Origin of the sequence: Avibacterium paragallinarum (assembly GCF_011765605.1) — a bacterium.
Classification (GTDB): Bacteria; Pseudomonadota; Gammaproteobacteria; order Enterobacterales; family Pasteurellaceae; genus Avibacterium; species Avibacterium paragallinarum.
In genome coordinates this window covers 1260835-1282933 of sequence record NZ_CP050316.1, presented here as the reverse complement: position 1 = coordinate 1282933, position 22099 = coordinate 1260835, and the positions used below count along the sequence as shown (strand labels likewise).

The window sequence follows — 22099 nt, the reverse complement described above, 5'->3', positions numbered from 1 at the left end:
GGTGGAAAATGAAAACATTAAAACGCTGGCAGTATGTTAAACAAGCGGAAAATCATATTCAGCTTGAATGTGAATACCAATTTTCTTTGCATATTTTTATTTTAGAACAGGATATTTTTCGCATTGCGTTCTCGCATAATGGCGAATTTCGTTTACCCGACACTTGGTCGATTAGCCCGAATGGTGCGGATATTCCTTGGCAAGGGCGAGATAAATGGGATTTATCAGGTTTTAGCCTACCGTCCTATCAATTTACGCAAAAAGAAAGCCGCATTGAAATTTGCACCTCAAAACTCAAACTCATTGTCCATCAACCCTTATGGCTTGAATGGCAACGTGCGACAGAAAAAGGTTGGCAAACCATTGCTCAAGATCGAAAGAGCGGTGCTTATTTAATGGGAATTTCCCAACAGCAAATCGCCCATTTTATGGATCGCTCTCTTGATCGCCATTATTACGGATTGGGTGAAAAATCGGGAAATTTAAACCGTTATGGCAGACGTTTTGAAATGCGTAATTTAGATGCAATGGGCTATAACGCTGAAACCACCGATCCTTTATATAAGCACATTCCTTTTTATATTACTCATACCTCGCAAGGCAGTTACGGGCTGTTCTATGATAATTTATCCCATTGCTGGTTTGATTTAGGCAATGAATTAGATAATTACCATTTGCCGTATCGTTCTTATCGAGCCGATGATGGTGATCTAGATTATTACTTTATTTTAGGCTCACAAATTCTTGACGTTACGAAAAAATATTGCCGTTTGACTGGGGGAACACTTTTTTCACCGAAATGGAGCTTGGGATATAGTGGCTCAACGATGTCTTATACGGATGCCCCTGATGCACAAGAACATCTAAAAAACTTCGTAAATTTATGCCGCACTTTTGCTATCCCTTGTGATTCATTCCAGCTTTCTTCAGGTTATACCTCCATTCAGGGGAAACGCTATGTCTTTAATTGGAATAAAGACAAAATTCCGAATCCTCAGCAAATGACCCACTATTTTCACCAAGCGGGAATGAAAGTGGCAGCGAATATCAAGCCTTGTTTATTGCAAGATCACCCTAGATATCAAGAGGTTGCGAAAGCGGGATTATTTATTAAAGATTCTTTATCAAATCAGCCTGAACGCTCAATGTTTTGGGACGATGAAGGCTCACATTTGGATTTCACCAATCCTAAAACCATTGAATGGTGGAAAAGTAACGTAACAACCCAACTGTTAGCTTACGGCATTGATGCCACTTGGAATGATAATAATGAGTTTGAAATTTGGGACGAGCAAGCCCGTTGTGATTATTTTGGTGAACCAAACCAATCAAATTATTACGCCCCTTAATGCCTCTATTAATGATGAAAGCCTCTTATGAAGCTCAACTGGCTTATCAACCTGAGCAACGCCCTTACTTAATTTCGCGTTCGGGAATGGCAGGAATGAACCGCTATGTGCAAACTTGGAGTGGCGACAATCGCACGAGTTGGCACACCTTAAAATACAACATTAAGATGGGGCTAGGTATGAGTTTATCCGCTCTCTATAATATTGGACACGATGTCGGTGGTTTTTCGGGGGATAAACCTGAGCCAGAATTATTTGTGCGTTGGGTACAAAACGGCATAATGCACCCACGCTTTACTATTCATTCTTGGAATGATGATCATAGTGTCAATGAGCCTTGGATGTATCCTGAGGTGCTCAATATTATTCGTGCGACCATTGAACTTCGCTATAAATTACTCCCTTATTTATACAATTTGCTGTGGAAAGCACATCAATACTACGAACCAATGTTACGCCCGACATTTTTAGATCACGAAAATGATGCCAAAACCTTTCAAGAGAATGATGATTATTTATTAGGCGAAAATTTACTTGTTGCTTCCGTAGTTGAACCCAACCAGCGAACAAGGAAAGTGTATTTGCCGAATAATCAAGTGGGTTGGTACGACTTCTTTGATCATCAATGGTTCTGTGGCGGGCAGGAAATAATGACTTCCGCCCCATTAGAGCATATTCCACTTTTTATTAAAGCAGGCTCGATTTTACCTCTAAACCCTGCTCAGCGTTTAAACACTCAACAAGATGATTGCCGAGAGTTGCTTATAATGCCATTCATTGGCAAAGGGCAAGCGGATATACAAATTTTTGATGATGACGGCGAAAGTTTTCATTATTTAAAAACACATTTTTGCTTATTTGATATTCATTTAAATTGCGATGAAAAAACAATCAACTTAACAATCAAACGCACGGGTTCTTTCCGACCAGCTTATAACGTGCTACATTTCCGTCTGCCAAAAAATGAACAACGTATTTTATGGGTTAATGGCAAGCCTTTAACGCCCAAGTGTTCCATTCTTTTATCAGACATACATTAGGACATCTATATGATAATTGATGATTTACGTTCCTATAAAAAAATAGGTAATGAATTAAAACAACAACTTAAAAGTGGAACTTATCATATCGGTGATAAGTTACCTCCAGAAAGAGAACTCGCCGAGTTTTTCAATGTGAGCCGTACTGTCATACGGGAAGCCTTAATTATGTTAGAAATTGAAGGCTTTGTTGAAGTGCGAAAAGGTTCGGGCGTATATCTCATTGATTTACCTCGCCAAGCAGACAACGATGAGTTCTTAGAACAAATTGATGTTGGACCTTTTGAATTGCTTCAAGCGAGGCAGTTACTTGAAAGTAGCATTGCTGAATTTGCCGCTATTCAAGCGACCCGTTCGGATATTACAAAGCTTAAAGACATTTTACTGCGAGAAAGACAAACATTAGAACAGGGAGATGAAGATTACATTGCTGATGAAGATTTTCACCGCACGATTGCAGAAATTACCCAAAATGAAGTGATCGTACAAATGCAAAAATCACTTTGGGAACTGAGAACAAGTAGCAAAATGTGGCAAGGGTTACATTCCCATATACCCGATCAAAATTATCGTCATCTATGGATTAAAGATCACGAAAATATTGTTGCGGCAATGCAGAAAAAAGATCCTATGCTTGCCCGTAATGCAATGTGGCAACATTTAGAAAATGTGAAACAGAAATTATTTGAGCTTTCTGATGTTGATGATCCTAATTTTGATGGCTATCTCTTTAATTTAAGCCCCGTCGTTGTGGGGATTGGAACAAAATAAACCTAATATTTATTACTAAGGAGTAAAAAATGGAACAAACTTGGCGTTGGTATGGGCCTAATGACCCAGTATCTTTGGCGGATATTCGACAAGCAGGGGCAACGGGGATTGTTACTGCATTGCATCATATTCCTAATGGACAAATTTGGTCGATAGAGGAAATTGAAAAGCGTAAACAGCAAATTGAACAAGCGGGGCTGGTTTGGTCGGTGGTGGAAAGCGTGCCAGTGCACGAAGAAATCAAAACGCAAACGGGCAATTATCAGCAATGGATTGATAATTATAAGCAAACCTTAAAAAACTTGGCTCAATGTGGCATTGATACCGTTTGTTATAATTTTATGCCCGTTTTAGATTGGACAAGAACCGATTTGGCATACCAATTACCTGATGGTTCAAAAGCATTACGTTTTGATCACATCGCTTTTGCCGCCTTTGAACTACATATTTTGAAACGTCCGAATGCGGAGCAAACTTATACGGAAGAAGAATGCCAAGCGGCCAAAGCCTATTTTGAAAAAATGTCGGCTCAAGATATTGAACAGCTCACCCGTAACATCATTGCGGGTTTACCAGGGGCGGAAGAAGGCTATACGCTCGATGAATTTCAGACACAGTTGGATCGTTATCAACATATCTCGCCAGAAAAATTCCGTACACATTTGGCTTATTTCCTACATCAAGTTGTGCCTGTTGCCCAAGAGGTTGGCATCAAATTAGCCATTCACCCTGATGATCCACCACGCCCGATCTTGGGATTGCCTCGCATTGTTTCGACCATTGAGGATATGCAATGGTTCGTCGAAACAGAGCCTTTGCCTGCCAATGGCTTCACGATGTGTACGGGATCTTATGGCGTTCGCTCGGATAATGATTTGGTTAAAATGACAGAACAGTTCTCCGATCGCATTTATTTTGCACATTTGCGTTCTACTTGTCGCGAAGAAAATCCACTAAGTTTCCACGAAGCCGCTCATTTGGAGGGGGATGTGGATATGTTTAACGTGGTGAAAGCCTTGCTCACCGAGGAGCATCGCCGTTTAGCTCAAGGAAATACTCGCTTGATCCCAATGCGTCCCGATCACGGTCATCAAATGCTTGATGATTTACATAAAAAAACCAACCCTGGCTATTCCGCAATCGGGCGTTTAAAAGGGCTGGCTGAATTTAGAGGATTAGAAATGGCATTGAAACGCGTCTATTTTCAACAATCATAACCTCTCCAAAAGAAGCCTTAAATAACAAAAGAGCGGTGCATTTTCGCACCGTTTTTTGCATTCCCAAGTAAAAACAGGCTGAAAAAGCACCGCACTTTGAAATTATTCTAGAAAAGTTCTTCAATAAGAAAATACTTTAACTAGCGACTTTTTGATGTTTTTCTAAGGATTTGTGTTGGATGCTTACATTTTTCCCTTTAGCTCGGAAGTACTCGCCAAGTTGTTGTGCAATGTAAACGGAGCGGTGTTTTCCACCCGTGCAACCGATGGCAATGGTTAGGTAACTACGGTTGTTTTGTTCTAACATAGGCAACCAAGTTTCAATATAGTTGCGGGTGAGGTAGATAAAGTGGTTTACTTCGTTATGTTTATTTAGAAAATCAATCACGGGTTGTTCTAATCCTGTCATTGGACGAAGTTCTATGTTCCAATGGGGATTGGGAAGAAAACGCACATCAAAAACATAATCAGCATCAAGGGGAATTCCATATTTAAAGCCGAAAGATTCGATGATGATTTTGAGATCTTTTTGTTTGTGTCCACGCAAAAATTTGCGTAGATATTCCGCTAATTCGTGGTTTGATAGGTGAGTGGTATCAATAATCAAATCGGATTGTTGAATTAATGGCTCAAGATAATGATGTTCTGCATCAATTGCGGCTTCAAGGGAAAGGTCATCAATGGAAAGCGGGTGCAATCGGCGAGAATCGCTATAACGTTTAATTAGAGCACTCTGTTCTGATTCTAAAAAAATAACTTTAACTTGATGAAGTTGTCGTAAAAATTCAATATTTTGTTCTAGTTCTTGGCTTTGTTTTGGCACATTGCGAATATCAATGCTAATAGCAACGGAAGATTGTTGAGTAGAAAGCATTTCTATTAATTGAGGGAGCAGGGTGATTGGAAGGTTATCAACACAGTAATAACCGATATCTTCTAAAGCACGTAGGGCAACAGATTTTCCTGCGCCTGAGCGACCGCTAATAATGATGATTTCCATATTTCTTTTTTCTCTCTTTTTTTAGTTTATATCTCCATTGCTCATATTATTTTCGGTTTCTTCATTATTAAGGCGGTCAGCGTATTCAAAAATTTGCCAAATTTCCTCTGCACTTTGTGCTGCCCGAAGTTGTTTACATAGAGATTTATCTAATAATTTTTCAGCTAATTGCGGTAGAATAGTTTGAGCAAACTCACCACATATTGTTGAGGGAACAAGCAACGCGAAAATAAGATCGACATCACGATGATCTTGAGATTCATAATCTATCGGGGTGTTTAATTGTAAAAAGACTGCAATGGGTTTATCCCCTTTAGGCAAACGCCCTTTGGGCATCGCTACGCCATTGCCCAATCCTGAATTGCCGAGTTTTTCACGGCTGAATAAGCACTCAAAGCCACTGTGTTCGGGATCTTTATCGTCAATTTGCGAAGAAACGAGGTGGCTTATCATTTCAAAGGCTCGCTTCTTACTGGAACAAACCACACCTTGGCGGATATTTTCTGGGGTGAGTAATGTTGTAAATTTAACCATAATTTATAATTTAAATTCTTCACCAAGATAAACGCGTTTAACTTGTTCGTTATTCATCACGTCGTTTGGTGTGCCTGTGGCAATCATTTTTCCTGCACTCACGATATAGGCTCGTTCGCACACATCAAGGGTTTCTCGGACATTGTGATCGGTAATTAATACGCCTAAACCGCGATCACGCAAATCCATAATAATTTTCTTAATATCAATCACGGAAATGGGATCGACCCCCGCGAAAGGCTCATCAAGTAGAATAAATTTTGGGTTTGCCGCTAAGGCACGGGCGATTTCTACACGGCGGCGTTCGCCCCCAGAGAGGGATTGTCCGAGATTGTCGCGAATATGCCCGATACTAAATTCTTCGATTAATTCTTCTGCTCGTTCACGGCGTTGTTGGCTGTTGAGATCTTTGCGAATTTCTAATACAGCCATTAAATTTTCATAGACGCTTAAACGACGGAAAATAGAGGCTTCTTGTGGCAAATAGCCTAAGCCTTTTTTTGCACGATCGTGCATTGGTAATAGGCTAATATCTTCATTATCAATTTGAATTTTACCTTCATCTTGTTGTACTAAGCCGACAACCATATAGAATGTGGTGGTTTTTCCTGCTCCGTTTGGTCCCAGAAGCCCCACAATTTCATTAGAATGAACTTGCAAGCTCACATCAGATACCACTTTTCGGCTTTTATAACTTTTTGCTAAATGTTCCGCATAAAGGGTTGACATAGTAATGAATCCTATTTTTTTTGATTTTTTGTGCGTTCAGGGATTAGGACAGTTTTAATTCTTGATTTATTAGAACCTATTGCTTTTAGTTGTTGTTTTTTTACATCATAAGTGATGTATTGGCCTGTGATTTTACTATCTAGTTGTCTGAGTTCTGCATTTCCTGTTAAAGTTAAAAATTCTGTTCCTAAGTCATAATGTACTTTATCGCCTTTGCCATCTACAGGTTTACCATCATCTAATATTTGATGAAAGGTAACTGGTGAGCCGTAGGCATCAACAGTTTCCTTCTTCTGACTATTTTTATCAGGACGGGTGATAACCACTTTGTTGGCTTTGATAACAATCGATCCTTGTGTAATCACCACATTATCTGTGAAGGTCACTGTGTGATTTCCCATATCCAAAGATTGGTTGTTTGATTCTACATTGATAGGTTGATTAGTATCGTCTTTTAATGCTAATGCTGGGAGAGAAAGGCTCAGCATTGCACAACATAAAAGAAAATTATTTGTTAATTTCATAATACGTTTTTACCTGTTCTTGTAAAGTGGCAATTTGTTGTTGGAGGTTTCCCCTGAGTTTTAATCCGCTCGATGTAAAATTTAAGCCAGAAATGGTGGTCATTGTATCAGAAGTAATATCTTGCGTCTTTAAATTCACTTCGGCACGCTCAGTATTTATTCGCTGTAAGCGTGAATCCGCTTGTAAACTTTGTGCCAGCACATCGCCGTCTAAATACAACAAATTATTTTTGCTTAAGGTGGCATTGTTAGCACTGAGCTTCCAATTTTGATGTTCTAACTCAGGTTGGGAACTTTGCACATCAAACAAATACACAAGGGGACGCTCAAATTGTGTATGCCCATCATTATTGTAATATTCTACTTTATCGGCAAAGGCAACATATTGACGCTCCCCCGTTGGCGAATACACTGCCGTTTGCATTTTATAACCCGTGTATTCAGGTTTATCGTCCGATTTAATCAAATCCGCTAATTGTGTCGCATCGGGTTCTTGGAGGCGATAAAACCAGCCCAATAAGCCAATTGCCACTAGTGACAAAATGAGAGTCCAACGAATATTCATAAAAGAGAATCACTCATCGATTAGGATAAATTGGCGGCATAATAGCACAATTTTGTTAAAAGCAAGAACAAATGATAGCGAGCTGTCCGCTGAAAAGGCAAAAGTGCGGTCAAATTTTACCGCACTTTATTGGCGGGAAAGGGGCGAAAATCAGAAGACATCGCACGCTTTTTCCGCAAAACCTCCCGTTAGTGGCAGCAAAAATTTTTGTCAAGAAATGCAAACAGGCTTTGACATTCTTTATTCATCGCATATCATTGACGCCCATTAATGATAAATTACATCGCAGGTGTTATGACACGTCCTTTTATTGAAATAAACAATCTCACCTTTAAACGTGGTGAGCGAACGATTTATGAAAAGCTGAATTTGCGTGTTGAGCAAGGAAAAATCACAGCGATAATGGGGCCATCGGGCATTGGTAAAACCACATTGCTACGCCTAATTGGTGGACAGCTTACGCCTGAAGGTGGCGAAATTTTAATTGATGGCAAAAATATCGTTGAAATGTCCCGTGCCGCTCTTTATGAAACCCGTCAGCGAATGGGAATGCTTTTTCAGTCGGGGGCATTATTTACCGATATGTCCACTTTCGATAATGTGGCATTCCCGTTACGCGAGCATACCCAGCTTCCTGAGTCATTAATCCGTGAAATTGTGTTAATGAAATTAGAAGCAGTGGGCTTGCGTGGTGCGGCAGAGCTAATGCCCTCTGAGCTTTCAGGGGGAATGGCAAGGCGTGCGGCACTTGCACGAACCATCGCCCTTGATCCCGAATTAATTATGTATGATGAGCCTTTTGCGGGGCAAGATCCGATCAGTATGGGCGTGATCATCAGCTTGATTAAACGGCTCAATGAAGCCTTGCAACTCACCTCCATCGTGGTTTCGCACGACGTGCAAGAAGTGTTGAGTATCGCCGATTATGCCTACATTATCGCCGATAAACGCGTGATCGCTGAAGGCACACCTGCCGATTTGCTGGCAAGCCAAGATCCGCAAGTGCAGCAGTTTATTCAAGGGGAAGCTGATGGGCCAGTGCGTTTTCATTATCCCGCCCCTGATTATGTTCAGGAGTTATTTTTATGATCAGTACAATGATTTCCGCCTTAGGACGTAGTGCGATTAACTTTTGCAAGGCAATCGGGCGTTCTGGCTTTATGTTATGGGGCGCATTAATCGGACGACCACAATTCCGCAAACATTTTCCCTTGCTGATTAAACAGCTTTATGTGCTGGGCGTGCAATCCCTATTAATCGTAATGCTTTCAGGCTTATTTATTGGAATGGTACTGGGCTTGCAAGGCTATGTGGTGTTGGTGGATTTTTCGGCAGAAACCAGCCTCGGACAGCTCGTCGCCCTGTCATTATTGCGTGAGCTTGGGCCTGTGGTAACGGCATTATTATTTGCGGGCAGAGCAGGTTCAGCCTTAACCGCTGAAATTGGGCTGATGAAAGCCACCGAACAGCTCTCTAGCCTTGAAATGATGGCGATTGATCCGCTACGCCGCGTGATTTCCCCACGTTTTTGGGCGGGGGGGATTGCGATGCCGATTTTATCTATCATTTTCATCGCCATTGGAATTTGGGGCGGCTCGCTGGTTGGCGTGGATTGGAAAGGCGTGGACGCGGGCAGTTTTTGGTCGGTAATGCAAAGTGCGGTAACTTGGAAAGCCGATATTTTAAACGGCTTAATTAAAAGCCTTTGTTTCGCCATTGCGGTGGTGTGGATCGCCTTATTCAACGGCTACGACTGTATCCCGACTTCCGAAGGCATCAGCAAAGCCACCACCAAAACCGTAGTGAATGCTTCCTTATTGGTTTTAGGTTTAGATTTCATTCTAACGGCAATAATGTTCGGTGGGAGTTAATCTTTCAGTATCGAACTAACAAGATTTTCAATGTATGATTACGCACAAAAGTGCGGTATAAAATTAAAGGTGTTTTTTATGCGACAAACAGCAAAATATGAATTTTGGGTAGGGCTTTTTCTCTTATTAGCCATCGCGGCATTTGCGTTTTTAGGGCTAAAAGTGGCGAATGTGCAAGGCTTTAGCCAAGCAAAATCTTATCAAATCACTGCAACTTTTGATAATATTGGCGGACTAAAGGTTCGTGCCCCGTTAAAAGTGGGCGGTGTGGTGATTGGGCGAGTAACCGACATCGAGCTTGACCCGAAAACCTATGTGCCTGTGGTGAAAATTGCGATCAATCAAGAATATGATGAAATTCCTGATAATAGCTCGATCTCAATCAAAACCGCAGGTTTGCTAGGGGAGCAGTATCTGGCACTCAATATGGGCTTTGATGACGGCGAAACCACCAAAATGCTCAAAGAGGGCAGCAAAGTGGTGGATACCAAATCAGCAATGGTGTTGGAGGATTTAGTCGGACAATTCCTTTATGGCGATAAAAATAAATCCGACGCGACCCCAGCGGAAGCACCGCAAACCGCACAGTAATTCATTTTCGTTTAACAGGAGAAACCAATGTTAAAACAAACCGTAAAACAACTCATGGCAAAAACCTTGCTTATTTTGACCGCACTTTTCTCATTGCAAGCAATGGCGGAAGACAGCCCTTATGTGTTAATGCAACAAACTTCAGATAAATTGTTCGCGGATATTTCAGCGAACCAAAGCAAAATCAAACAAGATCCGAACTTTTTAAGAACCTTAGTACGCCAAGATTTAATGCCTTATGTACACGTTAATTATGCGGGTTCATTGGTGTTAGGGCAGTATTTTAAAGCCACCACGCCAGAACAACGCGAGAAATTTTTTGCTGCCTTTGGGCAGTTTATTGAGCAGTCTTATGCACAAGCTTTGACGCTCTATAAAAATCAAAAAGTGCAAATTGAAGAGCCAAAAAATGTGTCTGATAATCAAGTGAGCATTAAAGTAAATGTGTTACAAAGCTCAAATACTGATCCGATTAATTTGATGTTTTTCTGGCGTAAAAACAGCAAAACAGGCAAATGGCAAGTGTATGATATGGCAGCAAGTGGCGTGAGTATGGTAAATACCAAAAAACAAGAATGGAGTGGCATTTTGCGTAAAGATGGCATTGAAGCCCTCACTCAACAAGTACAAAAAGCTGCCAACGCACCCGTTACCTTGAGTAAATAAGCAATGCAACAGAAAACAAGTTTGACTTGGGCGATGGAGCAGTATGATGATAAGATAATGCTCCGCTTAGGCGGGGTATTAACAAGGGATACGTTGTTACCATTATGGGAGCAACGTTCTTCTTTTTTATCGAAAATCGCTCTTGGCTCGCAACCGATTATTTGGGAACTTCAGGCTTTAACGCGTATTGATAGTGCGGGTTTTGCCTTATTTTGTGATTATTTGTATCAAATGCAAAAGCAAGGGCAACCTCAGCAGTTGGTGAATGTGCCTAAGCAACTCTTGACATTGGCTGATCTTTTCGGCTTATCCCATTGGATTAAGCCTTTTTTATTGTAGTGGAAAAATTGAATGGAAACGCAAGAAATCGAACGAATTTTAAAACAAGCGTTAAACCTCGAACAGGTTTATGTGCAGGGCGAAAACGCCCATTTTGGCGTGATTGTCATTGATGATAACATCGCTGCTTTATCCCGCTTAAAACAACAACAAACTATTTATGCTCCCTTGATGAGCTATTTTTCATCAGGGGAAATTCACGCTTTAACCATTAAAACTTTCACTCAAGAAAAATGGCAGCGTGAGCGTTTATTTAACCCGATTAGTCAGTAGGGAAGCAAAATGCAAAAATTCCGTGTTTATGGACAATCTCACCTTAGCGGTGAAGTGAATATTTCAGGGGCAAAAAATGCCGCATTGCCGATTTTATTTGCCGCTATTCTTGCTGAAGAGCCTGTTACCTTAACTAACGTGCCAGAGCTGAAAGACATTGAAACCACGCTAAAAATTTTGCGTCAGCTTGGAATGCAAGTCGAACAAAAAGCGGGTGGCATTGTGTATCTTGATGGCTCAAAAATCGATCATTTTGTGGCACCCTATGAATTAGTGAAAACAATGCGTGCTTCGATTTGGGCATTAGCCCCGTTGGTGGCACGCTTTCACCAAGGACAAGTGTCATTGCCGGGGGGGTGTGCGATTGGGGCTCGCCCTGTGGATTTACACATTAGCGGTTTAGAACGCTTAGGGGCAGAAATTGTCCTCGAAGACGGCTATGTAAAAGCCCATACCAATGGGCGTTTAGTAGGAACGCGTATCGTAATGGAAAAAGTCAGCGTTGGGGCAACTTTATCCATTATGACTGCCGCGACCTTAGCACAAGGCACAACCATTATTGAAAATGCTGCCAGAGAGCCTGAAATTGTCGATACTGCGGTTTTCCTCAACAAAATGGGGGCAAAAATCAGCGGTGCAGGCACGGATACCATTACCATCGAAGGCGTGGAACGCCTCACAGGTTGCGAACACGCCATTGTTGCTGACCGTATCGAAACGGGGACATTCCTTGTGGCTGGAGCAATTTCGGGCGGGCGTATTGTGTGTAAAAATACCAAAGCCGACACCCTTGATGCTGTGATCGACAAATTACGCGAAGCAGGAGCGGAAATTGAGGTTACCGAAAACACCATTACCCTTGATATGAAAGGTAAACGCCCGAAAGCGGTGAATATTCGCACAATGCCACACCCAGGCTTCCCAACGGATATGCAGGCACAATTTACCCTGTTAAATATGGTTGCGGAAGGTACAAGCAAAATCACGGAAACTATTTTTGAAAACCGCTTTATGCACATTCCTGAACTTGTACGAATGGGAGGAAAAGCGGAAATTGAAGGCAACACTGCCATTTGTTATGGCGTTGAACAGCTTTCAGGTGCGGAAGTTATGGCGACGGATTTACGTGCTTCTGTTAGCTTAGTATTAGCTGGGTGTATTGCTAAAGGTGAAACGATCGTTGATCGCATTTATCATATTGATAGAGGATACGAACATATTGAAGATAAATTACGCAATTTAGGTGTTCGTATTGAGCGATTCTCTCATAATGATTCACTTTAGATTTTTATATGTAAACTGAATTGGGCTTTCTATGCAGAGAGCTTGCAGATTGTTTATCTCTTAGGTATACAAACATACTGATATTATCTAGGTCATAATGGTGGGTTTTATTTGTCATAAAATCCACCACACTTTGAGTTTACTTTTTCGTCGTAAACAGCAAATATTCTTGCAAATTACTTTTATTAACCTAGCTGAATTCACGCATAAATTCTTGAGCTTTTTCCACCATTTCTTTTGAGCCGATAAACAGCGGTGAGCGTTGGTGAAGCTCGATTGGTTGCAAGTCTAAAATGCGGTTTTTACCATCGGTAGCCAACCCGCCGGCTTGTTCCGCTAAGAACGCCATTGGATTACCTTCATAAAGTAAACGAAGTTTGCCTTTTGGATAGTTTGTAGCACTTGGATAAATGTAAATTCCCCCTTTCAACAAGTTACGATGAAAATCGGAAACTAATGAACCAATATAACGTGATGTATAAGGGCGTTGAGTAGCTTTGTCTTCCTCTTGGCAGTATTTAATGTATTTTTTCACCCCTAATGGGAATTTGAGATATTGCCCCTCATTGATCGAATAAATTTTTCCCGTTGTTGGCATTTGAATATTTTCGTGCGAAAGGCAGAATACCCCTAAGGACGGATCGTAAGTAAAGCCGTTTACGCCATTTCCTGTGGTGTAAACTAACATTGTTGATGATCCATAAACAATGTAACCTGCAGCCACTTGGCGATGTCCCGGCTGGAGAAAATCTTCTAATGTAACTGGTGTGCCAATGGGAGAAATGCGGCGGTAAATAGAAAAGATTGTCCCCACAGCCACATTTACATCAATATTTGATGAGCCGTCTAAAGGATCGGTTAAAATTACATATTTCGCATTACGTCCGCGTTCCGTATCGAAAGCGACAAAATTTTCCTCTTCTTCTGAGGCAAAGCCTGCCACTTCTTCTCGTGCAATGAGAGCTTGCTTCATTGTGTTGTGAGCAAATAAATCTAGCTTCATTTGCACTTCGCCTTGTACATTTTCCACGCCAGAGTTACCAATAATGTTATTGGTTAGCCCAGCTTTGTTAATATCACGGTGGATCACTTTCGCCACTAAGCGAATAGAAGAAAGAATGCCTGAAAGTTCGCCTTTAGCATTGGGATACTCCGCTTGCTTTTCAACAATGAATTGCCCTAATGTTTTCATATTTCCTCCCTATTTTTGATGAATAGCTTGTACAGTTTGAAAGAGTTGATTTATTATAGCTAACCTTTTGCTAGGGAAAATAACTTTGCATTGAGTTTGTGATCTTAGCCACATTTTATTTTTCGTTTTTTCATTAAGAGATAAAAAATGACACAAAAACATATTCATATTTTGGGAATTTGCGGAACCTTTATGGGCGGCGTTGCTATTATTGCCAAACAAATGGGTTATAAAATAACAGGTTCAGATGTTAATGTTTATCCGCCAATGAGTACCTTTTTACAAGAAAACGAGATTGAAATCATTCCTAATTATGATGTTGAACAACTCCACCCCACCCCTGATTTAGTGCTAATTGGCAATGCAATGAAACGCGGTAATCCTTGCGTGGAATATGTGCTTGAGCATAATTTGCCTTATACTTCGGGACCGCAATGGTTGCACGATAATTTATTGCGTAAGCGTTGGGTGTTGGCGGTTTCTGGTACGCACGGGAAAACCACCACAACAGGTATGCTCGCTTGGATTTTAGAAAAAAATGGGCTAAACCCAGGCTTTTTAATTGGTGGTATTGCGGGGAACTTTGGCACATCGGCCCGCTTAGGGGACAGCCAGTTTTTTGTGATTGAAGCTGATGAATATGACACCGCCTTTTTTGATAAACGTTCAAAATTCATTCATTACAACCCCAAAACATTGATCATCAACAATATTGGCTTTGATCACGCGGATATTTTTGACGATCTTAAAGCGATCCAACGCCAATTCCACCATATGATCCGCACCATTCCCGCCAGTGGTCGCATTCTTTCTTTTGCAGGCGAACAAAGCGTGAAAGAAACCTTAGAAATGGGCTGTTGGTCAGAACAACAATTTTTAGGCGAAAATCAAGAATGGCACGCGGAGCGGATTACCAATGATTGCACCGAATTTGCGGTGTATCATTTTGGTGAAAAAGTGGCACAAGTGAAATGGAACATCGTTGGACAACACAATATGCACAACGGCTTAATGGCGATTGCTGCAGCCTATCACGCAGGCGTGTCGATTGAAAATGCTTGTGCCGCTTTAGGCAGTTTCATTAATGCCAAACGCCGTTTGGAGTTAAAAGGCGAAGTCAATGGCATCAGCGTCTATGACGATTTTGCCCATCACCCTGCAGAAATTCTCGCAACTTTAACCGCACTTCGAGATAAAGTGGGCGGTGGCGTGCGTATTCTCGCAGTATTAGAACCTCGTTCTAACACAATGAAAATGGGTGTACATAAAGATGAGCTTGCCCCAGCTTTAGTCAGAGCAGATCACATCTTTTTATTGCAACCCGACAGTATCCCGTGGGACGTGGTGGACATCGCCAACCAATGCGTACAACCAGCCAATTGGTCTGGCAATCTGGATAAATTAGTCGATATGATTGTCGCCGAAGCAAAACCAAGTGATCATATTCTTGTTATGTCAAATGGAAGTTTTGGTGGCATTCATCAAAAACTGCTGGAAAAATTGGCATTAAAAAATAATTCCTATTAATGGAAAATAAAGCGTGCTATTTACAAACTATGCTGTTAGTATAATTTCCGCTTATTTAAGCAAAAGAGATAACAATCAATAATCTGTGGCATATTTAAAGTTTTTATTTTTTATCATCATAATATTATTGCGTTATCTAAGATTAGATTTAACTTAGGATTTACAATGTCTAAAAATAATGGAACCGTTAAATGGTTCAACGAAACAAAAGGGTTTGGTTTTTTACAGTCTGAAGGTGGAGAAGAAGTTTTCGTTCATTTTTCAGCGATTCAATCAAAAGGATTCCGCACGCTGAAAGAAGGTCAAGCCGTTGAGTTTGATATTATTGATGATAAACGTGGTAAAAAAGCAGAAAACGTCATCATTCTCGCTTAATTTTTCCCTCTAAAAGAGCCACCGCAAAGTAAAAAGTGCGGTGGTTTTTTTATGCGTTTTTGTATAGTCGTTTGATTTCAAAATAATACAACGTTAGTTAGCCTTGCCTTATTTTGAACTTAAATAACGATATTTTGACCTGAAAAATACGGCGAAAAATAGCCAAAACGCTTGCTAATAAGCCTGAAAGTGCGGTGGTATTTGACAAAGGTTTTTACTGAATAAATATTTTTTACAGGAACGCAAAAATTCCAGCAGGCGATAAAAAGGCAATAAAAAACCGCTAATCATTAGCGGTTTCTTGAAATCTGGTTGCGGGGGCTGGATTTGAACCAACGACCTTCGGGTTATGAGCCCGACGAGCTACCAAGCTGCTCCACCCCGCGTCTATGGAGGTGTACTATACCCGATTTTATTTTTAATGCAAGGGGGATTGGGGAAAAAGGTGATTGATTGGTATAAAAATGGGCAATATGCTGATTTTCAAGCCAAAACGCTGAAAAATCCGACCGCACTTTGTTTCGCTTACAAATTTGGTAGACACATTTTTGATAATAGCAAATCAAATCGCCCTGCTTAAAAACGCTATCTCTTTCGCGGATTTTTTGCTATTTTAACGCGTTTCCATTGTGGAATGACTGATTAAGGAACTTTATCTCTATGTCGATGTTGATGACAAAAAAAACTATTAAAAAACACGCCGCACTTTTTTTTCTGCTCGGCTTAGCAGGCTTGCTTTCCGCCTGTTCAAGTAGCCAATCGAGCAAAAGACCAAGCAACAATAATAATTTGGCAGATCCCGAAATTTTTGGGGCGAAATATGCGGGGCGTAGCTATCAGCAGCAATTATTAATGCCCGTTTCAGCGGTTGAAAACCAAAGTGCGGTAATAAATCAAGGGGATTTTTTAACCCAACTTTCCAATGTTCGTCTTTATTCTGTAAGTTTAAGTAACAAATTTGTCGAGAGTTATGACAAGGTGACAAATTGGGTGCTAGCGGGGGCAAATGTGAATGAACTCGCGAACTTTGGTATTCGCCCGATGATAATGAAAGGACAAGATGGCTATCAGAACGTGTTGATGACAGGCTATTATTCACCAGTTATCCACGCACGCCGTACGCCACAAGGCAAATATAATCAGCCCATTTATGCAATGCCAAGACCTTCACAAAAACGCGTGAGCCGAGCACAAATTTATGCTGGGGCATTGAAAGGCAAAGGGCTTGAGCTAGCTTACAGCGATTCAATGATAGATAATTTCTTGCTTGGTGTACAAGGCAGTGGCTATGTGGATTTTGGTAATGGCGATTTGAACTATTTCGCTTACGCGGGGCAAAACGGCTTAGATTATGTTGCCGTGGGTCGCTTATTGGTGGAAGATGGCGAAATTCCTAAAGAAAAAATGTCAATTCAAGCGATCAAAGATTGGGCAAAAGCCAACCCTTCTCGCTTGCAAGCCTTGCTTGAACGAAACCCGTCCTATGTGTATTTCAAAAATGATCCAACGGGCAAAGTGAAAGGCTCGGCAGGCGTGCCACTTGTGCCAATGGCTTCCATCGCCTCCGATCGGTCAGTCATTCCATCTGGCTCGATCGTACTCGTAGAAGTGCCACAAATCGATAAGAATGGCAACTGGACGGGAGAACATAAACTTCATTTAATGATAGCCCTTGATGTGGGCGGTGCGGTAAAAGGCCACCATTTTGACTTATACCGCGGCATTGGCGACGAAGCGGGGCATATCGCGGGCTTGTCAAAACATTATGGACGCGTGTGGTTACTTCAATGAACGAACGTATAGACAACTACGAACAACGTTTCGGTGGCATTGGGCGGCTATATAGCTCTGCCGCGTTACAGCGATTACGCCAAGCACATATTTGCGTGATTGGCATTGGAGGCGTGGGATCTTGGGCGGTGGAAGCCCTTGCTCGTTCTGGCATTGGTGAGATCACAATGATTGATATGGACGACATTTGCGTAACCAACATCAATCGCCAAATCCACGCCATTTCTGGCAATGTCGGAAAGTTGAAAACAGAAGTGATGGCAGAGCGTGTCGCCTTGATCAATCCCGAATGCAAGGTGCATATTATTGATGACTTTCTTTCCAGCGAAAATTTAGCGGATTACCTCAATCGTGGCTATGATTATGTGATTGATGCCATTGACAGCGTCAAAACTAAAGCGGCACTAATCGCCTATTGTAAACGCAACAAGATAAAGGTTATCACCGTTGGCGGGGCAGGCGGTCAAACCGATCCAAGTCAAATTCAAATTGCCGATTTAAGTCGCACCATTCAAGATCCCCTCGCCGCAAAAGTGCGGTCAATTTTACGCAAGGATTTTCATTTTAGCCAAAATCCAAAGCGAAAATTTGGGGTGGATTGCGTGTTTTCAACGCAACCGCTGATTTTTCCTCAAATGAGCGAAAATTGTCAGGTGTCTGCTACGATGAATTGTGCCAATGGTTTTGGCGCGGCAACAATGATCACCGCAACCTTTGGCTTTTTTGCTGTTTCCCGTGTAATCGAAAAATTATTAATGACAACAGCCTAGCCTTCTTATTTTTTAATAAAAAAAAAGATAGCAATTTTTTGCAAAACGATCTAAGCTAAGCTGACAATTTCTGAGAATCATTCTTAAAAATGGGAGCGTTTATGACAACCTTAAATCGTTTATTTAAGCACAGTGCTGTCGCGGCAGCGGTGTTTTCTTTTTCTACTTTGGCAAGTGCGAGCGTGGTTAGCTCCATAAAACCCCTTGGTTTTATTGCCTCCTCCATTGCGGATGGGGTTACGGACACGCAAGTGCTTGTGCCAGCGGGGGCTTCGCCACACGACTATAATCTGAAACCTTCCGATGTGCAAAAATTGAAGTCGGCGGATTTGGTACTATGGGTCGGTGAAGACGCGGACGCGTTTCTTGCCTCGTCATTACAAAAAAATGTGGACGCGAGCAAAGTGGTTACGATCGCGAAATTGGCTGGCATCACACCTGATATGCTAGCCAAAGGCGAACATCACCACCACGACCACCACCACGATCACGACCATCACCACCACGATGGTGAAGATCACGACCACGATCACGAGCATCATCACGATCACGGAAAATCAGAGGCTCACGAGCATCAGCACAATCATGGAACAGATGACGCTCACGACCACGATCACGATGAATTAGAAACCAACTGGCACGTTTGGTATTCACCACGCATTAGCCAAGTGGTGGCTGAAGCGGTGGCAGATAAGCTCACTCAGCAATTCCCTGCGAAAAAAGCGCTGATTGAAAAAAACTTAGCCGAATTTAACCGCACTTTGAACGCACAAAATGAGAAAATCAAGCAACAGCTCGTTCCAGTGCAGAAAAAAGGCTTCTATGTATTCCACGATGCCTATACCTATTTCAACGAGGCTTATGGATTAAACCAAGTGGGTGCGTTTACCATTAATCCATTGGTTGCCCCAGGTGCGAAAAAATTGGCACATATCAAAGAAGAAATCGAAGAGCATAAAGTCGGTTGCTTATTTGCCGAGCCACAATTCACCCCAAAAGTGATCGAAACCTTGCATAAATCTACTGGCGTAAAAGTAGGGCGTTTAGACCCAATGGGCGATGCCGTTGCCTTAGGTAAAGATTCTTACGCCAACTTTCTACAATATACCGCGGACAGTTATTATAACTGCTTGAAATAATAGTGTTTTGTGTTTAGAGCGAACATTAACTGTTCGCTCTTTCTTTTGCCTAAAAATCGAATTAAAATCGACCGCACTTTACGGCTCTGTTATAATCCCGCCATTCTTTTTGATGAAGCACAAGAGATGCCAATGAAAAAATTATTTGCCACCACTTCCCGTGGCTTTGAAGAATTATTAAAAACAGAACTTACTGAATTGGGTGCGAAAGAATGCCAAATCTCCCAAGGTGGAGTGCATTTTTTAGCCGATGATGAAACTTTGTATCGCAGTTTGCTTTGGTCAAGGCTCAGTTCACGAATTTTATTGCCATTAGTGCAAAGCAAAATTTATAGCGATTTGGATTTATATGCCACTGTAGTGGGGCAAAATTGGCTGGATATTTTTGATGAGCGTTGTCAATTTGTGGTGGATTTTAACGGCACAAACCGTGAAATTCGTCATACTCAATTTGGGGCAATGCGAGTGAAAGATGGCATTGTGGATTATTTTGAGTGTCAAGGCAAAGCCCGCCCGAGCGTGGATAAAGACAATCCCGACATTCGCATTCACGCCTATTTAAATCGTGAAGATTTCATTCTTTCTTTAGATTTGAGCGGCGAAGCCTTGCATTTGCGTGGTTATCGTGAAGACACAGGTGCTGCCCCTTTGCGTGAAACTTTAGCGGCGGCGATTGTATTGCGTTCAGGCTGGCAACAAGGTACGCCGTTAGTTGATCCTATGTGTGGTTCAGGCACATTGTTGATTGAAGCGGCACAAATGGAAGCGAGAATCGCACCACAGCTACACCGCTTACATTGGGGATTTGATTTCTGGAAAGGACATAATCTGCAGGCTTGGGACAAAGTGAAAGAGGAAGCTATCGCCCTCGCAAAACAAGGTTCAGCACAACTTCAAGCCCATTTTTATGGGTTTGATTTAGATCACCGCGTGTTACAAAAAGCGCAACGCAGCGCTAAAAATGCCGGTGTTGCTCATTTAATCCAGTGGAAACAAGGCGATGTGGCAGCGCTGAAAAATCCAACGGAAGAAAAAGGTACGCTAATTTGTAATCCGCCTTATGGCGAACGCTTAGGCACAACCCCCGCGTTAATCGCCCTTTATTCTGTGTTGGGGCAACGTTTAAAACAGCAATTCGGTGGTTGGAATGCGTCTATTTTTAGTGCTGAACCTGCCTTGTTGGATTGCTTGCGATTACGTTCGCACCGCCAATTTAAAGCGAAAAATGGGCCGTTAGATTGCGTACAAAAAAATTATCAGATCGCCGAAAACAAGCACACACAAATTGAAAGTGCGGTGCAAAATTCGCAAATTTCTTCCGCAGAAAATCTGCCCGTTGCGCAAGATTTTGCTAACCGCTTACAAAAAAATAGCAAGAAAATCGAAAAATGGGCGAAACAGCAAGGCATTAATGCGTACCGCCTTTATGACGCGGATTTGCCCGAATATAACGTGGCGGTGGATCGTTATTTAGATCATATTGTGGTGCAAGAATATGCTGCACCAAAAAATATTGATGAAAACAAAGCCCGTCAGCGTTTGCTTGATGCGGTTACTGCCACCCTTGCCGTAACAGGTGTGGAAACTAATAAATTGGTGCTAAAAGTTCGCCAAAAACAAAAAGGCACAAATCAATATGAAAAATTGGCCAACAAAGGCGATTATTTCTATGTAGAAGAATATGGCGCGAAACTTTGGGTGAATTTAACTGATTATTTAGACACAGGGCTATTTTTGGATCACCGCTTAACCCGCAAAATGCTGGGTGAAATGGCACAAGGCAAAGATTTCCTGAATTTGTTTGCTTACACTGGCTCTGCCACCGTTCACGCTGCGCTAGGTGGTGCGAAATCCACCACCACCGTGGATATGTCAAACACTTATCTCAACTGGGCAGAACAAAATTTAATTTTAAATGACATCGAAGGCAAACAGCATAAATTAATCCAAAGCGATTGCCTACAATGGCTAGAAAAATGCGACCGCCAATTTGATTTAATCTTTGTTGATCCACCTACTTTTTCTAATTCAAAACGAATGGAAAACAGCTGGGATGTGCAACGCGATCATATTCAATTATTCAGCCAATTAAAACGTCTTTTGCGTCCAAACGGCACGATTGTCTTTTCCAACAATAAACAAAAATTCAAAATGGATTTTGAAGGCGTTGCTGAGCTGGGCTTAACCGCACAGGACATCACAGTGAAAACTTTGCCTTTAGATTTTGAGCGGAATAAGCAAATTCATAATTGTTGGCTGATTACCGCCGTAGTATAGCGATAAAAGTTCAGTCAAAGGGGCGAGCATAGGTCTGGCTTTTTATCTTTGCTGAAATTAATTCAACCAATAGCAAAATTGTTTATTTTCTTAGGGGGACAGTAAAGGGTGTTTGCTATGATTAGGAAATAATCCTAGATTTCGAATCTCTAAAAAGATCAAAATAACAACAAAAAGAGCGGTGCTTTTTTATGCCATTTTTTCTTGATTTTTCAAATATAAAAACGACCTTCAAAAACTACCGCACTTTAATTTTTCGGTAAGGGACTGATAAA

At 41.6% G+C, this 22099-nt stretch carries 23 protein-coding genes, 1 tRNA gene and 1 pseudogene; 18 read left to right on the top strand and 7 right to left on the bottom strand.

Annotation, left to right across the window (positions count from 1 at the left end; translation table 11 throughout):
- The first annotated feature begins 8 nt into the window (after positions 1 to 8).
- From HBL79_RS06080 to uxuA, 3 genes and pseudogenes are all read left to right on the top strand, one after another.
- Positions 9 to 2389: pseudogene (locus HBL79_RS06080) on the top strand (glycoside hydrolase family 31 protein).
- Between the two features lie 9 nt (positions 2390 to 2398).
- Positions 2399 to 3160 carry an FCD domain-containing protein gene (locus HBL79_RS06075; RefSeq protein ID WP_035686766.1) on the top strand — a complete coding sequence of 254 codons (762 nt, stop codon included), beginning with the start codon at positions 2399 to 2401 and terminating at the stop codon, positions 3158 to 3160.
- A gap of 29 nt (positions 3161 to 3189) precedes the next feature.
- A complete protein-coding gene (uxuA, locus tag HBL79_RS06070; protein WP_035686762.1) occupies positions 3190 to 4377 on the top strand; it encodes a mannonate dehydratase in 1188 nt (395 codons plus the stop codon).
- A 136-nt stretch (positions 4378 to 4513) separates the two neighbouring features.
- On the opposite strand, the gene rapZ is transcribed toward uxuA, so the two are convergent.
- Genes rapZ through lptC form a run of 5 tightly spaced genes read right to left on the bottom strand, consistent with a single transcriptional unit; the run spans position 4514 to position 7729 of the window.
- Entirely contained in the window at positions 4514 to 5377 is an 864-nt protein-coding gene (gene rapZ, locus HBL79_RS06065) for an RNase adapter RapZ (protein ID WP_046097468.1), read from the bottom strand.
- Positions 5378 to 5398: 21 nt separating this feature from the next.
- A complete protein-coding gene (gene ptsN, locus HBL79_RS06060; RefSeq protein ID WP_017806070.1) occupies positions 5399 to 5911 on the bottom strand; it encodes a PTS IIA-like nitrogen regulatory protein PtsN in 513 nt (170 codons plus the stop codon).
- A 3-nt stretch (positions 5912 to 5914) separates the two neighbouring features.
- Entirely contained in the window at positions 5915 to 6640 is a 726-nt protein-coding gene (gene lptB, locus HBL79_RS06055; protein ID WP_017806071.1) for an LPS export ABC transporter ATP-binding protein, read from the bottom strand.
- An 11-nt stretch (positions 6641 to 6651) separates the two neighbouring features.
- Positions 6652 to 7164, bottom strand: a complete 513-nt coding sequence (lptA, locus tag HBL79_RS06050) for a lipopolysaccharide transport periplasmic protein LptA (protein ID WP_035686756.1) — start codon at positions 7162 to 7164, stop codon at positions 6652 to 6654.
- Entirely contained in the window at positions 7148 to 7729 is a 582-nt protein-coding gene (lptC, locus tag HBL79_RS06045) for an LPS export ABC transporter periplasmic protein LptC (RefSeq protein ID WP_017806073.1), read from the bottom strand. The genes lptA and lptC overlap by 17 nt, the downstream gene beginning before the upstream one ends.
- A gap of 52 nt (positions 7730 to 7781) precedes the next feature.
- Between lptC and HBL79_RS06040 the strand changes: the two genes are divergently transcribed.
- The 8 genes from HBL79_RS06040 to murA all read left to right on the top strand — a co-directional run bounded on the left by HBL79_RS06040 (position 7782) and on the right by murA (position 12753).
- Entirely contained in the window at positions 7782 to 8000 is a 219-nt protein-coding gene (locus HBL79_RS06040; RefSeq protein ID WP_124994808.1) for a hypothetical protein, read from the top strand.
- A 23-nt stretch (positions 8001 to 8023) separates the two neighbouring features.
- The gene (gene mlaF, locus HBL79_RS06035; protein ID WP_035686753.1) at positions 8024 to 8818 is read left to right on the top strand and encodes a phospholipid ABC transporter ATP-binding protein MlaF; all 795 of its coding nucleotides are present in this window, start codon (positions 8024 to 8026) and stop codon (positions 8816 to 8818) included.
- Positions 8815 to 9600 (top strand): lipid asymmetry maintenance ABC transporter permease subunit MlaE, encoded by a 786-nt coding sequence (gene mlaE, locus HBL79_RS06030; protein WP_035686751.1) that lies wholly within the window; start codon positions 8815 to 8817, stop codon positions 9598 to 9600. The genes mlaF and mlaE overlap by 4 nt, the downstream gene beginning before the upstream one ends.
- A gap of 78 nt (positions 9601 to 9678) precedes the next feature.
- Entirely contained in the window at positions 9679 to 10191 is a 513-nt protein-coding gene (mlaD, locus tag HBL79_RS06025) for an outer membrane lipid asymmetry maintenance protein MlaD (protein ID WP_035686749.1), read from the top strand.
- Positions 10192 to 10218: 27 nt separating this feature from the next.
- Positions 10219 to 10857, top strand: coding sequence for a phospholipid-binding protein MlaC (gene mlaC, locus HBL79_RS06020; RefSeq protein ID WP_035686746.1), 639 nt, complete (start codon positions 10219 to 10221; stop codon positions 10855 to 10857).
- Between the two features lie 3 nt (positions 10858 to 10860).
- Complete coding sequence (locus tag HBL79_RS06015; protein WP_035686743.1) at positions 10861 to 11196, top strand: STAS domain-containing protein; 336 nt, start codon at positions 10861 to 10863, stop codon at positions 11194 to 11196.
- 12 nt (positions 11197 to 11208) lie between these two features.
- Positions 11209 to 11469, top strand: a complete 261-nt coding sequence (locus HBL79_RS06010) for a BolA family protein (protein ID WP_017806080.1) — start codon at positions 11209 to 11211, stop codon at positions 11467 to 11469.
- A 9-nt stretch (positions 11470 to 11478) separates the two neighbouring features.
- On the top strand, positions 11479 to 12753 hold the full coding sequence (murA, locus tag HBL79_RS06005) for a UDP-N-acetylglucosamine 1-carboxyvinyltransferase (protein WP_046097469.1): 1275 nt from the start codon (positions 11479 to 11481) through the stop codon (positions 12751 to 12753).
- A 190-nt stretch (positions 12754 to 12943) separates the two neighbouring features.
- On the opposite strand, the gene fbp is transcribed toward murA, so the two are convergent.
- Positions 12944 to 13945, bottom strand: coding sequence for a class 1 fructose-bisphosphatase (gene fbp, locus HBL79_RS06000; RefSeq protein WP_035686739.1), 1002 nt, complete (start codon positions 13943 to 13945; stop codon positions 12944 to 12946).
- Positions 13946 to 14092: 147 nt separating this feature from the next.
- On the opposite strand from fbp, the gene mpl reads away from it, so the two are divergent.
- Together mpl and HBL79_RS05990 are read left to right on the top strand one after the other, a co-directional pair.
- Positions 14093 to 15472: a UDP-N-acetylmuramate:L-alanyl-gamma-D-glutamyl-meso-diaminopimelate ligase gene (gene mpl, locus HBL79_RS05995; protein WP_035686737.1), complete on the top strand. Its 1380-nt coding sequence runs from the start codon at positions 14093 to 14095 to the stop codon at positions 15470 to 15472.
- A gap of 165 nt (positions 15473 to 15637) precedes the next feature.
- Complete coding sequence (locus HBL79_RS05990) at positions 15638 to 15847, top strand: cold-shock protein (RefSeq protein ID WP_017806084.1); 210 nt, start codon at positions 15638 to 15640, stop codon at positions 15845 to 15847.
- A gap of 309 nt (positions 15848 to 16156) precedes the next feature.
- Here HBL79_RS05990 and HBL79_RS05985 read toward each other — a convergent pair.
- Positions 16157 to 16233, bottom strand: a tRNA-Met gene (locus HBL79_RS05985).
- Here HBL79_RS05985 and HBL79_RS05980 point away from each other — a divergent pair.
- From HBL79_RS05980 to rlmKL, 5 genes are all read left to right on the top strand, one after another.
- A complete protein-coding gene (locus HBL79_RS05980; RefSeq protein ID WP_082082235.1) occupies positions 16197 to 16427 on the top strand; it encodes a hypothetical protein in 231 nt (76 codons plus the stop codon). The two genes, HBL79_RS05985 and HBL79_RS05980, sit on opposite strands and share 37 nt — an antisense overlap.
- A gap of 86 nt (positions 16428 to 16513) precedes the next feature.
- Positions 16514 to 17638, top strand: coding sequence for a murein transglycosylase A (gene mltA / locus HBL79_RS05975; protein ID WP_035686892.1), 1125 nt, complete (start codon positions 16514 to 16516; stop codon positions 17636 to 17638).
- Positions 17635 to 18408, top strand: a complete 774-nt coding sequence (gene tcdA / locus HBL79_RS05970) for a tRNA cyclic N6-threonylcarbamoyladenosine(37) synthase TcdA (protein WP_035686732.1) — start codon at positions 17635 to 17637, stop codon at positions 18406 to 18408. The genes mltA and tcdA overlap by 4 nt, the downstream gene beginning before the upstream one ends.
- Positions 18409 to 18509: 101 nt before the next feature.
- Entirely contained in the window at positions 18510 to 19547 is a 1038-nt protein-coding gene (gene znuA, locus HBL79_RS05965) for a zinc ABC transporter substrate-binding protein ZnuA (protein WP_035686728.1), read from the top strand.
- Between the two features lie 132 nt (positions 19548 to 19679).
- The gene (rlmKL, locus tag HBL79_RS05960; protein ID WP_035686725.1) at positions 19680 to 21824 is read left to right on the top strand and encodes a bifunctional 23S rRNA (guanine(2069)-N(7))-methyltransferase RlmK/23S rRNA (guanine(2445)-N(2))-methyltransferase RlmL; all 2145 of its coding nucleotides are present in this window, start codon (positions 19680 to 19682) and stop codon (positions 21822 to 21824) included.
- Positions 21825 to 22099 lie beyond the last annotated feature (275 nt).